This is a genomic window from Rhabdochromatium marinum (assembly GCF_016583795.1).
GTDB classification, from domain to species: domain Bacteria; phylum Pseudomonadota; class Gammaproteobacteria; order Chromatiales; family Chromatiaceae; genus Rhabdochromatium; species Rhabdochromatium marinum.
Map to the genome: position 1 here is coordinate 1 of NZ_NRRS01000083.1, position 15,629 is coordinate 15,629.

8 protein-coding genes and 1 pseudogene are annotated in these 15,629 nt (G+C 59.8%); 5 read left to right on the forward strand and 4 right to left on the reverse strand.

Annotated features, from left to right (window positions below; translation table 11 throughout):
* The first annotated feature begins 193 nt into the window (after window positions 1-193).
* The 5 genes from CKO36_RS16345 (at window position 194) to CKO36_RS16365 (ending at window position 12,972) form a co-directional block, all read left to right on the forward strand.
* On the forward strand, window positions 194-1,015 hold the full coding sequence (locus CKO36_RS16345) for a hydrogenase expression/formation C-terminal domain-containing protein (protein ID WP_200285739.1): 822 nt from the start codon (window positions 194-196) through the stop codon (window positions 1,013-1,015).
* A 62-nt stretch (window positions 1,016-1,077) separates the two neighbouring features.
* The gene (locus CKO36_RS16350) at window positions 1,078-3,780 is read left to right on the forward strand and encodes a UPF0182 family protein (RefSeq protein ID WP_200285741.1); all 2,703 of its coding nucleotides are present in this window, start codon (window positions 1,078-1,080) and stop codon (window positions 3,778-3,780) included.
* A 200-nt stretch (window positions 3,781-3,980) separates the two neighbouring features.
* Entirely contained in the window at window positions 3,981-11,444 is a 7,464-nt protein-coding gene (locus CKO36_RS16355; protein ID WP_200285743.1) for a glycoside hydrolase family 99-like domain-containing protein, read from the forward strand.
* 89 nt (window positions 11,445-11,533) lie between these two features.
* Window positions 11,534-12,604 (forward strand): nicotinate-nucleotide--dimethylbenzimidazole phosphoribosyltransferase, encoded by a 1,071-nt coding sequence (gene cobT / locus CKO36_RS16360; protein WP_200285752.1) that lies wholly within the window; start codon window positions 11,534-11,536, stop codon window positions 12,602-12,604.
* On the forward strand, window positions 12,601-12,972 hold the full coding sequence (locus tag CKO36_RS16365) for a cysteine-rich small domain-containing protein (RefSeq protein ID WP_200285745.1): 372 nt from the start codon (window positions 12,601-12,603) through the stop codon (window positions 12,970-12,972). Before cobT ends, CKO36_RS16365 begins: the two co-directional genes overlap by 4 nt.
* A 78-nt stretch (window positions 12,973-13,050) precedes the next feature.
* Here the strand turns inward: CKO36_RS16365 and CKO36_RS16370 are convergent, their stop codons facing one another.
* The 4 genes and pseudogenes from CKO36_RS16370 to CKO36_RS19920 form a co-directional block, all read right to left on the reverse strand.
* Window positions 13,051-13,521 carry a DUF29 domain-containing protein gene (locus tag CKO36_RS16370; protein ID WP_200285747.1) on the reverse strand — a complete coding sequence of 157 codons (471 nt, stop codon included), beginning with the start codon at window positions 13,519-13,521 and terminating at the stop codon, window positions 13,051-13,053.
* 146 nt (window positions 13,522-13,667) lie between these two features.
* A complete protein-coding gene (locus tag CKO36_RS16375; protein ID WP_200285749.1) occupies window positions 13,668-14,039 on the reverse strand; it encodes a hypothetical protein in 372 nt (123 codons plus the stop codon).
* Window positions 14,040-14,182: 143 nt separating this feature from the next.
* On the reverse strand, window positions 14,183-15,457 hold the full coding sequence (ltrA, locus tag CKO36_RS16380) for a group II intron reverse transcriptase/maturase (RefSeq protein WP_200285750.1): 1,275 nt from the start codon (window positions 15,455-15,457) through the stop codon (window positions 14,183-14,185).
* Between the two features lie 40 nt (window positions 15,458-15,497).
* Window positions 15,498-15,629 (reverse strand): annotated as a pseudogene (locus CKO36_RS19920) (IS481 family transposase); the annotation flags it as partial.

Sequence of the window (15,629 nt, forward strand, 5' to 3'; positions counted from 1 at the left end):
CGCAATCTGACATTGAACGATGCCGGCCAGTCTACCGAGTCAGCGCCAAAAGTTTACGAAAAACTTTTTTTGAGCCTGGGCCAACCTGCTGTTGTTACGCCGAAAATTTTTTCGGCGGGAATTGCTGCGGACTTGATACTGTTTTTGATAATGGTGCAAGATTGACTAGTGATGCAAACAAGGTACTGGAGTTATGAACAGCACTCCCCAGACTCACCCCACGCTGGATATCGCCGATTGCCCGCCGGCACTCAAGATCCTTGAGCAACTGCGCACAGGCATCGCGCACAGCATCGCCGGACACCGGGACGCGCCCATTTCCATTGCCACACTGGATGCCGCCGCTCATGCGCTGGTCATCGAAGCCTTGGGCGACGGGGACATCCGTGCCGAATTCGACGCCTGCGACCAGCACCCCAAGGCCATTCTGTCGGAGACTGGAATCACTGGCGTGTGGCGCTGGCAGCTTCTGGATCCAGCCGGCGAATCAATAGCTGACGCCCTGGAAGCGGGCGGCTGTCCCCGGCTGATGTACGAACGTCCCTTCCAGACCGCCCGAGACCATATTGACTGGCCGCGTGATGCGTGCGATGACACCATGGACGCGGTGGCGGTGCTCACCGAGCTTGACGCACACCTCAACCAGCCCCCCCAACTTGACGCCAGCGCTCGCGCCAGAGCAGCCGACCTGGACATCGACAGCAACTCCAGCGCAGTGCCACACCGCATCAATCTCAGCATGCTGCCGCAAAACCCGGCGGCCATGGAGCTGATTGACCGCTGCCTCGGCAGCGGCACCGCACGCATGGTCAATCTCGGTTATGGTCGCTGCGAAATCGAGGCCACCGCTGTGCGCCCGATTTGGCGTCTGCGACATTTCAACAAAACCGGGCGCCTGCTCCTCGACAGCGTCGAAATCGGCCCGGTCCCAACCGCCGTACTGGCCACCCCCGAGGATCTCAGCGACAGCCATGATCGGCTTAACACGCTGCTATCTGAGATTGAAGAGCATTAGAGCATAACAAACACTTGGCAAATGCCATCACCGGGACTGGACACGTAAATAGGGTGCGCTCAATGGAAAACAAAAAGTATTGGCGTCGGATATCCATCTCTGGATTGGTGATTGTTTTCCTGCTGGCGATCCTGGTGCCAATGATTGCGCTCTTCTACACCGATGCCATTGTGGAGCTCTGGTGGTATCAGTCGATGGAGCTGGGGTTTTATTTTTGGCAACGCCTGCTGTACAACTATGTTGTCTTTGCCGTGGCAACGGCACTGTTCTTTGGGTTCTTTTATTATAACTTCCGCCTCGCTTCCCGCTATTTGCAAGCCAAGCCTCCGCAACCCACACACTTTCTGTTGCGCATCCAACGGCGACTGAAGCGGACTCCACCCCGCAATGCGCTGGTCTTGCAGGCCACCCCCACATCCGATCCCGACCTGGCAACTGTTGCGCATAAACCCAGTCTTCCCTGGCGCTTAGTACAAATTGCCGTGCGCTGGTTTTATCTGATTCTGTCGCTACTGTTGGCTGTCTTTCTAGCGTTTCCTTTCTATAGCCGCTGGGAAGAGACTTTATTGTTTGTCTTTGCTCCAGATGCCGGCATTACCGACCCCGTCTATGGCCAGGATATCAGCTATTACCTCTTTACCCTGCCGCTCCTGCGCACCATGCTGAATGAGACCTTGTTAGCCTTGGTCATTCTGCTGCTTATGCTGTCGGTGGTGTATTATCTGGAACTGCGTGCCGTCACCAGGCAGCGTTGCAAACTCCCTCCCGGCATCAAGAACCATTTTAGCCTTGTTATTACCTTAATTTTTTTAGTCGGAATTGCCGAGCTGGTTTTCCAACGCCACCAGCTGCTGTATAGCGGTGATCATCTGCCGCTCTTTTTCGGACCTGGCTATACCGAAATGAGCATTGTCCTGCCGCTAATCTGGGCATCACTGATCATGCTGACGGCCCTGGCTGGAAGTATTATTTGGTATCTGTACAAAAAGCGTGGGCTCATCTACATCATCACCTTTGCAACCTTGCTGGCCGCCACAGTTGCACTGCGTTATTGGGAGGCTATTCCCGAGGGGGTACAGGATTATATTGTGGCGCCCGATGAACTGGCACGCCAAGAAGATTTTATCCGCCACAATATTGACGCGACCCTGGATGCCTTTGATCTGGCAGAAGTCGAGACCCGACCCTACCAGACCTCGCCCACGGCGATTGATTTGGACGAGCCAACCGAGATCAGCCTGCGCAACATTCCAGTCTGGGACAAGGAGATGCTGATTGATGTTTACCGGCAGTTGCAAGAGTTGCGGACCTATTATCACTTCCTCACCGTCAACACTGATCGTTATACCATCAATGGCAACTATCAGCAGGTGTTTCTGTCGGCTCGCGAACTGGATTTTGATCGTTTGCCCAAGGATTCGCAAAACTGGGTCAATCGCTGGTTTAAGTACACCCACGGCTACGGTGCGGTCATGTCACCGGCAGCACAGATCGGTGAAGAACCCAAGCAATGGTTTTTGAAAGACATTCCACCCCGTTCCGAGTTTGGCTTAAGCATTGAGGAACCAGGCATCTACTTCGGCATGCAGGATCTCTATGATGTGATCGCACCGAATGCTTTGGGCGAAATCTCCTACCCTGGAGCCACCGGGGTGGTACTGGAAGATTTTAATGGGGGCACCGGCATACCGATTCACGGGTTGTTCGAGCGTGCAGTTTTCGCTCTGTATTATCGCGATTACAAACTGTTTTTCACTACCGCCATTCAACCGGACAGCCGCATTTTAATCCGGCGCAACGTCCCTAGCACAATTCGCGCGATTACACCTTTTCTGGAATTGGATCAGGATCCCTACCTAGTGGTGACTGCCGAGCGTCTGTATTGGATTCTCGATGCCTATACTTTGTCGGATTATTATCCCTATGCGGAACCGGTCAATCGCCGCGCCACCAGCAAAGGGGATCAAGACCATCGGGATAACGCCATGGTCAGCCCGATTCCGCGCGAATTTAACTATATTCGCAATTCCGTCAAAATCGTGGTTGATGCCTATTCCGGCGACATGACATATTATCTCGCCGACCCCGAGGATCCGATTGCCCGCGCCTATCAGCGCATGTATCCGGGTCTGCTCAAATCCATGGATCAGTTCCCCGCCGCACTCAAACCCCATATTCGCTACCCCAAGGATCTGTTCATCACTCAGATGCAGGTGTATGCCAAATATCATCAAACCGACCCGGGGGTGTTTTATGGCCAGGAGGATCGCTGGATGTTCCCGCGCGTCCTGCACGAAGGAGAAACCAAAACCCTGCTGCCTTACTATGTCACGCTGAATTTAATTGACCATGACCGCTTCGAACATTTGTTGCTGGCCCCCATGAATCCAGACGGACGGGAGAACATGCGTGCCATCGTGGTGGTCAGCTCGGATGGTGACAATTACGGGCGCATTGTGGTCTACAGTTTTCCAACCGGCGCCCTGGTGCATGGACTGTCGCAGATTGATGCACTGATCAAACAAGACTCAGCGATTGCTCAGCAGTTCACTCTATGGGGGCAAGGTGGAACCGAGGTGCATCGTGGCAAGCTGATCCTGGTACTGGTGGATGACATCATCACCTATGTGCAGCCGGTGTATCTCAAGGCAGCCAGTGGCGTCACCATCCCTCAATTGGTGCGGGTCATCGTCAGTCAGGGCGGCAAGGTGGCCATGGAAGCGTCCTTCGAGGAGGCTCTGGCGGCACTGAGCGCGCAACAGTAAGATCCGTTGCGCTTTGCATCCCCGCGCCAGCGGCGGATAATGCCAATTTTTCGCCACCGCCGAGTTGGGGTTTATTCATGGCCGAGAAGGCGCCATTTGGTTCCGGCCTCATGCGAGGTCACTTGCACAACGCTGATCAGACTCCTCCCCACAAAGCGGATTCCCCCACCCCAACCCCCATCGCTGTAGTGGTTCTTGGCATGCATCGCAGTGGCACCTCTGCCATTGCGCGCGTGCTGAACTTGCTCGGCTGCGGCCTGCCGGAGAATCTGATGCCGGCCATGGCCGGCAACAATGAAACCGGCTTCTGGGAATCGCGGGATGTAGCGGATTTCAATGACAGGCTCCTGCGGTCGGCCGATAGCACCTGGGATGACTGGCATCCCATGCCCGCTGGCTGGTTCAACTCCCTAAGCACGGCCGCGCACCAGGAGGCCGCCCAAGCCCTCATCGACAGCGCCTTTGGCGGGCAACCTTTCATTGTTCTGAAAGACCCGCGTATCTGCCGCCTGCTCCCCTTCTGGCTGACAGCCTTAGACCGCGCCGGCTACCAAACCCGACTGGTCGTACCGCTACGCCATCCACTGGAAGTTGCCTCCTCCCTGCGCCGGCGCGATGGCTTCTCCCCCCGCAAGGGGCAGATACTCTGGCTACGCCATGTGCTGGATGCCGAGCGTGCGTCGCGCAATCTGCCGCGCACCCTGGTCAACTACACCGATCTGCTAGACGACTGGCGCGGCGTCATGGGCCGTATCGAGCAGGAGCTGGCCCTGGGTTTGCCACGCTGGTCAGACACTGCCGAGATTGAGATTGACGCCTTTTTGCGCGACGACCTGCGCCACAATCAGGCACCACCGCGGCTCGATTCACACCCGGAAGTCGCCGGCTGGGTCCGGCGCGCCTACCCCCTCCTGCTGGCCATGACCGAGCGCTCGGATGGCCGGCAACCGCAAGAGGCCCTGCAACAGGAACTCGACCGGATTGCTGAGGAGTTCGATCACGCCAGCCGCGCATTCGGATCCGTCTTGCGGGGCGAGGAAATCGCCAGGGCACACGCGGAAACCGCACTCCAACGCATTGAGCAAGAACACGACACTGCCCAACAGCAAGTCCATGCCCTCACCGAACACCTGCACGCCTCCGAACATGAACGCGGGCTGCAAACCGAGGAACTGCTGACATTACGCCAGCAACTCAACGCGGCAACCGCTGAAACCGCCGCCCTGGCCGGGCGTAGCCAATCGCTTACCCAGAACCTGGCACGCACCCAAGCCCGGGCCGCGCGTTTGCAGGATACCCTGGGCAGCAGTCGCGAGCGCCTCGCCCTGCTCACCCGTGCCGACAGCGCCTGGCGCGCCACCCTCGGCGCGGCACAAGCGGCCCAACACCAGGAAGCAGCCGCGCGCGGACAACTGGCTGCATCCCTACGCGACGCCGCAACTGGCGACGCCAACCTGCGCCTGGCTCTAGCCAGCAGCACTACACATCAGCAGGCAGACGCCGCCGAGGCGCAGTTCGCACTGGCCACCCTGCATCGCATCACCGAGGGGCGGGCGAGCCTGGCCTACCAATTGACAACCCTGCAAGGCACAGCAACCTGGCGCCTGCTCCGCGTCTTGCTGGCAGTGGAACGACGACTTCCACGACTGACTCGGATTTTGCTCACTGCTCCGGAAGTGGCATTGGTCAGCCTCCGGCTACGCCTGCCAGCCTGGCTGGCGCACCGACGGGCCGCCCGACGTCTGGCGGCCACCGGGCTCTTCGATGCCCGGTGGTACGGCACTCAATATCCGCAAACCGCCTGGCCTGGCCAACGTCCCCTGGATCACTGGCTCAAAGTTGGCCGTGCCGGTGGGTATCATCCCAATCAACTGTTCGATACGGATTTCTACCTGGCCCAACAACCCGAGTTGGCGGACAGCGGCGGCGACCCATTGGAACACTATGTCACGGTTGGCGCAGCTGAGGGATGTGACCCGCATCCACTATTCCTGACCCGCTGGTACCTGAACCAACACCCGCCGGTCGCGGCCGCCGGTCTTAATCCGCTGCGACATTTCCTGAGCGACGGCGGCACCCAAGGCGGCTCGCCCCATCCGCTCTTCGACAGCGCCTGGTACTTAGCCCGCAACCCGGATGTGGCGACGGCCGGGCGCAATCCGCTGCTCCACTTCCTTGACACCGGCGTGCTCGAAGGCCGTGATCCGCATCCCCTGTTCAACTGTCGCTGGTATTTGACCGAGCATCCTGATGTAGCCGCCGCCGGTGAAAATCCGCTGCTCCACTACCTGCGCGCCGGCCATCTCGAAGAGCGTCGTCCTCATCCGCTGTTCGATCCGCGCTGGTATCAGGCACAAAGCCCCGACCTTGCCGCCGCAGGTGCAGGATGCGACCCGCTAAGCCATTTCATCACCACCGGAGCCGCCGCCGGACTGACGCCGCATCCGTTATTCGACACCCGCTGGTACCTGAAACACAACCCGGATGTCGCCGCTGCGGGTATCAACCCACTGGTACATTACCTTGAAACCGGCGCCGCCGAGGGGCGTGACCCGCATCCGCTATTCGCGAGCGCCTGGTACCTGAGTCACCATGCGCACGCGGCCAGCGGTTCCCCCCTGACAGCAAGTGATAATCCACTGCTGCATTTCGTGCTCTTGGGGCAAGCCCAGGGCGCCAGCCCACATCCACTCATTGATGGCGCCTGGTATCTTGCCCAGCATCCCGAGCTGGATTCGCTGGAACCGGCCATCGACCCGGTAATCCACTACATTGTTCAGGGCGAAACCGAGGGGCGCCAGCCGCATCCATTGTTTGATCCGGTGTACTATCGCGGCGAGCGCACTGCCGATGCCGTGCCACATCCATTGCGGGATTATCTTGCGAATGAGGCGACCGGGGATGGTCCTTCCAGCGACAAGCGTGACCCGCATCCGCTCTTTGATACTGGCTGGTATCTGGCGGAAAACCCCGATGTCGCCGCTGCCGGCTTACAGCCGCTGCTGCATTTCCTGGAATGGGGGGCTGCTCAGGGGCGCCGACCGCACCCACTGTTCGACAGCGGCTGGTATCTGACGCAGAATCCTGATCTGCCTACCGGCATCAATCCACTGCACCACTATCTGGCACAGGGCGCCACCGAGGGTCGCGATCCCAATCCACTGTTTGACAGCTCCTGGTATCTGGCGCGCCATCCTGAACTGGCTGACACCGGCACCAATCCCTTACTGCATTATCTGGCTGCGGGTCGGGTAAGCGCCAACGACCCGCATCCGCTGTTTAACACCGCCTGGTATCTCAGCCACAATCCCGATGTGGCCGCAGCTGGCGAGAATCCCCTGGCGCACTATCTGCGCACCGGCGCCGCTGAGGGCCGCACGCCCCATGCACTCTTCCAGCCCGACTGGTATTTTGGCACCGATCACGAGCTGCGCGAAGCGGTGATGGCCAGCACACTGACGCCCCTGGGGCACTATTTGCAGCAGGGCGCGGAACGCAGCCCACACCCACTGCTCGACGCCTCATGGTATCTGGAACAAAACCCGGGACTGCTCGCCACCGCAGAGCCCCCCCTGCTGCACTTTGTACGCATAGGTGCCTTCACTGGCTGCAACCCCCATCCGCTGTTCGATGTCGCCAGTTACCTAGAGCAGGTTCCGAGCTTGATTGACGAATCTGTCAACCCGCTGGAGCATTTCTGCGCCTGTGGCGCCGGGGAAGGACGCAACCCGCATCGGCTGTTTGATACCGCCTGGTATCTGCACCAGTACCCGGAGCTTCGCACCACTGCCGATGGCAAGCCTGACGGCATTGAGGGCATCAATCCACTCGAACATTATCTGCGCTGGGGCGCACGCGCGGGCTCCAGCCCCCACTCGCTGTTCGATGGCGCCTGGTATCTGGAACAAAACCCCCGCCTGGCCAGCGCCAGCGTTAATCCGCTGGTGCATTTCCTACGCTGGGGCGGCCAGGAAGGACGCGCCCCGCATCCATTGTTCGATTCGGCCTGGTACCTGGAGCAAAACCCCGATGTCGAACAGGCGGGCGAAAATCCACTGCTGCACTATCTGCGCATCGGCGCCAGCGAGGGACGCAATCCGCACCCGCTGTTTCAAACCGCCTGGTACATGGCCACGCACAAGGCGTTGCTCGACACAGGCGAGAATCCCCTGGTGCATTATCTGCGCAGCGGCGCCCGTGCCGGACTCAAACCCTGTCCCTGGTTCGACAGTGCCTGGTATCTGGAGCACAACCCCGAGGTTGCCGCCGCCGGTGACAACCCGCTGCGACATTATCTGGAATGGGGCGGCTTTAACGGCTGTAACCCTTGCGCAGCATTCGACAATGCCTGGTATCTGGCGGAATACCCCGATGTCGCCGCCTCCGGGCTGAATCCGCTGCTGCATTATCTGCGTGTCGGTGTCGCCGAGGGCCGCCGCCCCAACCCGGACCATCAACTGCCAACCCAAGTGACCGAGGGTCATGGCCGGCTGTATGATCGCCTGCTGAGCACCGCCGAACAGCGCGGTACCCACCCGGATTATGTGCCCGATGATGGGCGCGCACTCGATCCCACCACTCTGCCGCTGCGCACCATCGCTTTCTACCTGCCCCAGTTCCATCCGATTCCGGAAAACGACGCCTGGTGGGGACAGGGCTTTACCGAATGGACTAATGTCGCCAAAGCGGTGCCGCAGTTTGACGGACAGGATCAACCGCGCCTGCCGGATGCACTGGGGTTCTACGATCTGCGCCTGCCGGACATCCAACGCGAACAGATCCGCCTGGCCCGCCAGCACGGCATTCATGGCTTCTGCTACCACTACTACTGGTTCGGCGGACGCCGTCTGCTTGAGCGCCCACTGGAGCAACTGCTGGCCGACCCCAGCCTCGACTTCCCCTTCTGCCTGTGTTGGGCCAATGAGAACTGGACCCGGCGCTGGGATGGCGGCGATGAGACCGTACTGATCGGTCAGCAGCACTCGCCCGCCGATGATCGCGCGTTCTTTGCCAGCCTGCTGCCGGCCCTGCATGATCGCCGCTACATCCGCATCCAAGGCCGCCCCCTGCTGCTGGTCTATCGTCCGCAGCTACTGCCCGACCCGGCGGCCACAGCGGCGCGCTGGCGGGAACAGGCCCAGGCCGCCGGACTCGGCGGACTCTACCTGGCGGCCGTGCGCAGCTTCAGCGACGCGGTTGATCCGAGTGCTTGCGGCTTTGATGCCGGGGTGGACTTCCCCCCACATCAGGTCGAGTTCGTTGAGATGTCCGCTCGGGTTGACTTCCTCAACCAGCACTTTCGCGGACGCATCTATGATTACGCCAGCGCTGCGCGCACCGCTGAGCGTCGCTACGCCCTCGGTTCCCCAGACAGCTCCGAGGCACAGCCTCCGAACTTCCCCGGTGTCATGCTGGCCTGGGACAACACTGCCCGGCGCGGCGCGGCGGCCACCATCTTCGCCCAAGCCACGCCGCAGGCCTATGGTCGCTGGCTCACCGCCGCCTGCCAATGCACCCTGCGCCACTCGACCCCGGACGAGCGGCTGGTCTTCATCAACGCCTGGAACGAATGGGCCGAGGGCACCTATCTGGAACCAGATCGGCACTATGGTTACGCTTGGCTGCAACAAACCCGCGAGGTGCTGGCCAGCGTTGCCGAGGTCGCCAGCATAGCCCCACGCTCCCCAGACTCAGCACACCATAAAACCGCCCCCCGCCTGCTTTATGTCGGCCATGATGCCCTGCGCCACGGCGCCCAGCATCTTAGCCTGCATCTGCTGCGCGTCTTTGCAACTCAGTTCGGCTACCGCCTCAATCTCTGGCTGCTTGGCGACGGGGATTTGCTCGCAGACTATCGCCGCTATGCCGAGGTCGAAGTCTTCACCGCTGGCGAGGCGCGCATCGCTCAGGCTGCGCATGCCCTGGCGGCGGCCGGCGTTGATCAAGCCATCGTAAATACCGTGGTCAGCGGTGATGTGCTGCCGGAACTGACCGCCCAGGGATTCAACGCCCTATCTCTGATCCATGAAATGCCCGACTTTATTCGCAGGCGCGGGCTGGAACCCCAGGCACAGCTGTGCGCCACCCATGCGCAAACCCTGGTATTTGCCGCCGAGCGGGTGCGCGAGGCCTATGCCAGCATCGTAACGCTTGATCACGAGCGTACCCGGTTGCTTCCTCAGGGAATCTATCAGCCACTCGAAGCCTCCCCGGAGGCCCGCGTACATATCAGGGACCAGTTGGGCCTGCCACCCGATGCCATTCTGGTGCTCAATGTCGGCTTTGGCGATCACCGCAAAGGATTGGATCTATTCCTCGACTGCGCTCAGGCGACTGTTGCCGCTGACCCACGGTTTCACTTCCTGTGGGTGGGACAGCTTGAAACCGGGCTTGATCAACGCCTGGAGCAGGCATGCCAGGCAGACCCACTAGGCACCCATCTGCATCATCAGTCTTTCACAGAAGAGGTCGCGCCTTACTACACCGCCGCTGATGTCTTTTTGCTCAGCTCGCGCGAAGATCCCTTCCCCTCGGTGGTCCTGGAAGCTCTGTGTTGCGGCCTACCAATCGTCGCCTTCGCCGGCAGTGGCGGGCATTGTGAGCTGCTCAGCCCACCCAATGGTCAGTTGGTCGAACCCCTGGAGGATGCCCAGGCACTGAGCCAGGCGGTGCTGGACGTAGCCGCCACCGAACAGGCCCATCCTGACTGGGCCGAGGCCCGTGCCAGCGCCGCCCGCCAGCGCTTTGACTTTATCGATTATGCCTGGCAGTTGCTGCACCAACTCAATCCGTCCCTGCAAGCGGTGTCCGTTCTGGTGCCGAATTACAACTATGCGCAATTCATCGCCGCGCGGCTTGGCAGCCTGTTCGCGCAGGGCTATCCAGTCTTTGAGATCATCGTCCTTGACGACGCCTCCACCGACGCCAGCGTGCAGGAAATCGAGCATTGTGCTGCTGCCTGGAACCGCAACATCCGGCTAATCGCCAACTCGGAGAACTCCGGCTCAGTGTTCGCGCAATGGGCACGCGGCGCGCGTCTCGCACGCGGTGAACTCCTGTGGATTGCCGAGGCCGATGATAGCGCCGCCCCAGGCTTTCTCCCGCGACTTGCCCCCCTGTTCGCCGCCGATCCTGAGTTGACGTTCGCCTTCTGCGATTCCGCGCAAATCGACGACAGCAGCCAAGCGCTCGGCGACAGCTATGCCGACTACTGCAACCTGCATTCAGACCTGGATTTTCACCGCGATTTTGTCCTGGAGGGCCAGCAATTCCTCCGCGAGGGCCTGAGCGTCAAAAACACCGTCCTCAATGTGAGTGCCGTGCTATTCCGCCGCGCCCCGCTCATCAGTGCGATGCAGTCCCTTGGCTGGTGCGAAGATGCAAGCAGCCCCCCGGACTGGCACATCGCCGGCGACTGGCGCCTCTACATTGAGCTCTGCCGCCAACCCGGCCACATTCACTACCTGGCCAAAGCCTTAAACCAACACCGTCGTCACCAGCACAGCATTGTCGGTCGCCATGCCCTGCGCCAACACGCTCAGGAAATCGAGCGCATGCACCGCCTGGTACGCCCGGATCTCGGCGCCGATCAGCCGGTCGCTGCACGCCAGCACGCCTATCGCACCGAGATCGAGCAACGCGCAGCGGCCGCAGAGGCCCCGTAACACTGCGGGACGCACCACCAACCCAAGCATACCCAAAATCACACGAGGACAGTTTTCTGAACACCCCCAGCCCAGACACCAACACCACTATTGAATGGCTCAGCATCCCCGCCGCCACCCCCAGCCAAGCCCATCGCGCCAGTGCCGAAGCGCGTCAGGCACAGCTCACCAAACCACCCGGTTCCCTGGGACGGCTGGAGCAACTGGCCTGCGAACTGTCCGCCCTGCAAGCCCGCGAGCGCCCGCAGCTCGAGCGCCTCCAGATCGTCATCTTTGCCGGCGACCATGGCATCGCTCGCTCTGGCGTCTCAGCCTTTCCGCAGGAGGTCACCGCCGCCATGGTGCGCAATTTCGCCCAGGGTGGCGCGGCCATTAGCGTGCTGGCCCGGCAGCTCGGCGCGGATTTCGAGGTGGTCAATCTTGGCACCCTGATCGACCCCGGCCCCCTGCCAGGCGTTAAGGACTACCGGCTTGGGCCCGGCACCGTCAGCTTCGCCGAGCAGCCAGCCATGACCGAGCACCAGCTTGCCTGCGCACTGGGCGCCGGACGCCACGCCGTCGAACGCGCGCACTTGCAGGACTGCGAGCTGTTTATTGGTGGTGAAATGGGCATCGGCAACACCACAGCGGCGACCGCCATGGCCTGCGCCCTGCTTGGATGCGCCCCTGAGACCATAACCGGCCCTGGAACCGGACTGGATGTCGCCGGTGTGGCGCGCAAGGTCGCCATCATTGCCGCTGCTCTGCAACAGCATCCGCAAGCCCGGCAAGCGCCGCTGGAAGCCTTGCGCCGCCTCGGTGGTTTTGAGATCGCCGCCCTGACCGGTGCCTATGTCGCCTGTGCTCAGATCGGATTGCCGGTCATCATCGACGGTTTTATCAGCACCGCCGCCGCACTGACCGCCGCGCGCCTGTGCCCGCACGCCGAGGACTGGTTTCTGTTCGCCCACACCTCAGCCGAATCCGGACATCGCCTGATGCTGAACGCCCTGCACGCGCAGCCCTTGCTCAACCTGGGCATGCGCTTGGGCGAAGGCAGCGGTGCCGCACTCGCGGTGCCTCTGCTGCGCCAGGCCTGTGCTTTGCACAACGACATGGCCACCTTTGCCGAAGCCGAGGTTGCCGGCTCCCAGCCACCCGCAACACCCCCCACCTCATGACCACATCCACAGCCGCCTTTAAGGGCTTCACTCACAGTCAGTGTGAATATTATCCCTGCCACCGTCAGGTCCGCCGGCCATTCAACTGCCTGTTCTGCTACTGCCCGCTCATCGAGCGGGAATGCCCCGGCCCCTACCGAGTCCTCACCACCGCCCAAAGCGACACACGGAACAACACACGCAAAGACTGCTCCGCCTGCCGGCTACCGCATGACGGCATCGGCCCCTCCTGGCACTTCATCCAGCGCTGGCTAACCGCACCGCGCTGGAGCGGGCAGCCTCAGTCGCGCGAGCGCATTCGCGCCTGCTCACAGGCACTCAGGCGCCAGCGAGCTCAAACGCCCGCTGCCAAACGACATAGCCAGTAACCCTGTCCTAAGCATTAAAAGTTTGCGTGCTTTTGTTTACTCGGAAGCCACAAAAACCCCATGCCTTGTGTTTGGGCTTCAAGCGCGCTCCGGGTAATAATCATCATCGAGAATTTGCGCGCTGCTGTATGGGCAGATGTCGGGGAAGGTCGACTTGGGCAGACCGGTTTCCTTGCAGGCGAGCCGCACGGCGGCCGGATAGGCCTCAGCGATGGCCTCCTCGACGGCGGATTTTAGCCCCGGTGACTGGCGCAGCAATCCCTCCAGTTGCGCGCGTTGCTCGACGATGGTCGAGCGCCAACTACGGCCATCGAATTCGCGCCAGCGATCATTGAGCTGCGGATATTGAAACTGCCATTTCAGCAGATGGGCCAGCAGTACCATCAGACGGCTATGCAGTTCGCGGCGGTCGCTCTTGCTCATGTCGCTGAGTTCCTCCAGCAAATGCTCGATATCGAGCTCCTCGAAGCGACGCGCGCGCAACAAGTCCGCGTTACGTTGCGCCCAGACGGCATAGTTGGTCTGATAGAGCGTTGCAAGAGTTGTCATAGCGCGTCCCGTCCAAATAGAAACGAACTGGTGCAAATCAGGATCATACCAAACTCAACAGTAGCTGAGTCTAAAGTTAATGGCATTGGGCGGTGGGGTACTCTAGCGGATATCTTCACCCGAGGTTGCCATGACTTATTGAGAAGTTACAACCAAGGCATCCTATCGATCAGAGCACTACCCTCTATGTATCTGCCTTCTTCGTACACACCAAACAATTTGTTGATTCTATTTGCTACAACCGCATGATCAGTAAAATGTTGTTTGAGTGCAGAAAGAATAAATAAACATGTGGCAAAGAATGCCGTGATACCAAGCGACAATAATACTTTATGTATTAATGTGAAATCGAAATCCTTTGTGAACAACCAACTGACTAAAGCTATGACAACGGCATTTGTGGTAATGGTAACTTTCCACATTGCAGCCCGAAATTCCTGCATTTCTGATAACATACCGCTTCTCAGTGAGCTCAAGATTTCAAAGCGGTTTTCTTCTGAAAACTCTATATTACCCACTTTACCTCCCTATGATCTTTTTGATGCAATCACGGTAGGACGGCCAGTTACCCGGCCGCCCCCGTACAGATCCCGGCGTGCGGAACTACCGCACCGGGCTCCTCGAAGTGATTCGCTTCGCACGCGACAACCGTGCTGAATACTCAGAAGCTGTGGCAGATTCGTGGTCGCTCAAGCTTGAACACCTTGATCAGTTCGGCGAAGCCCTTCCAGTTGTAGCTCCGCCGCTGGCTGCGACAATTCATCTCCCGGTAGAGCATGCGTGTGACATGGTAGAAAAAGTCACCCAGGCTGTCGTAGTTGCCTCGGATACCGTAGTAATTGTAGTACCCGCGCAGCTTCGCATTGAGAGCCGCGAAGAACTTGTCCTTGCGCATCCGGCAGTGTGCCCGACACCAGTCTCGAAAACTGGCCAGGGAGGCGCGGTATTTCTTCCGTGCCGTGCGCCGTTTGAGCGCGGGTTTTCCCCAGCGCCCTCGTCCCCAGCGAAACTCGAATCCGAGAAACTCAAAGGTGCCGTTCCGCGTCCAATCCTGACGCGAGAACCGCAGCAACTGCGTCTTCTCTTGCGCGACTTCCAGCCCGAACCGTTCCATCCGCAACCCAAGCACCCGATAAAAGCGCTGGGCGTCGGACTCACATTCAAACGCGCACACAAAATCGTCGGCATACCGACAAAGGTACGCTTTCCCTGTGCAATGTGTTTTTACTGTGTTCTCAAACCACTCATCTAGCGCGTAGTGGAGATAGATATTCGCGAGCATCGGGGAGATGATCCCGCCCTGGGGCGAGCCTGTCTCGGGATGCTGAACCGCGCCATCCGGCTCCAAAACGCCGGCCTTTAACCACTTGCGAATCAGCCGCAAAAAGGGTTCGTCGTCGATCCGTCGCTGCAACAGTTCAATCAGTCTATCGTGATCGATTCGATCAAAGAAGGCGCGAATATCCGCCTCGACCAGGAAGTGATAACGCCCGCTTCGCAGCTCGGCGCTCAGGTCTCGCACTGCATCCAGGGCACCAACCCGAGGTCGGTACCCATAGCTACAGTCCAGAAAGTCCTGTTCATAAATATCTTCCAGGATCTTGGTGACCCCCATCTGGAGCACTTTGTCCGCAATGGCCGGAATCCCCAAGGGCCTCATCTTCCCGTTGAGCTTGGGGATGTATCTTCTCAGTACCAGCTTGGCCCGATACCATCCCCCTTTGACTGCCGCCACCAGTGCTTCTACATTGTCCTGGAGGTTGGCTTCATAGGCGCGGGCATCCAGGCGGTCAACACCGCTGGCCGCGCCTTTGTTAATCAGCCGCCAACAGGCCAGCAGATAGCTGACGTTGAGCAGGGCAAAGAGGTTGCGGAATCGATGGGCCTTGTCCGATGCCGCCTTTTTCGCTAGTCCCAACAGGGAGGTTTGCTTCATAATCCAGCCCGTCGTGTCTGGGTGAAGTGTCCTTTGTTGGCTACATGTCAAGTCCCGGAAGATTGTAAGGCCGCTTTGAAAACAATTCTGGCTCGCGTTCGTACCATTGTTTTAACGCCTGGATGGGGGCGACATGGCCCAACGCGCGTTGAGGGATCTGTTGGTTGTAGAG

Coding starts and splice junctions, on each gene's coding strand:
- CKO36_RS16345 (WP_200285739.1), top strand. CDS start 194: ATGAACAGCACTCCCCAGACTCACCCCACGCTGGATATCGCCGATTGC.
- CKO36_RS16350 (WP_200285741.1), top strand. CDS start 1,078: ATGGAAAACAAAAAGTATTGGCGTCGGATATCCATCTCTGGATTGGTG.
- CKO36_RS16355 (WP_200285743.1), top strand. CDS start 3,981: ATGCATCGCAGTGGCACCTCTGCCATTGCGCGCGTGCTGAACTTGCTC.
- CKO36_RS16365 (WP_200285745.1), top strand. CDS start 12,601: ATGACCACATCCACAGCCGCCTTTAAGGGCTTCACTCACAGTCAGTGT.
- CKO36_RS16370 (WP_200285747.1), bottom strand. CDS start 13,521: ATGACAACTCTTGCAACGCTCTATCAGACCAACTATGCCGTCTGGGCG.
- ltrA (WP_200285750.1), bottom strand. CDS start 15,457: ATGAAGCAAACCTCCCTGTTGGGACTAGCGAAAAAGGCGGCATCGGAC.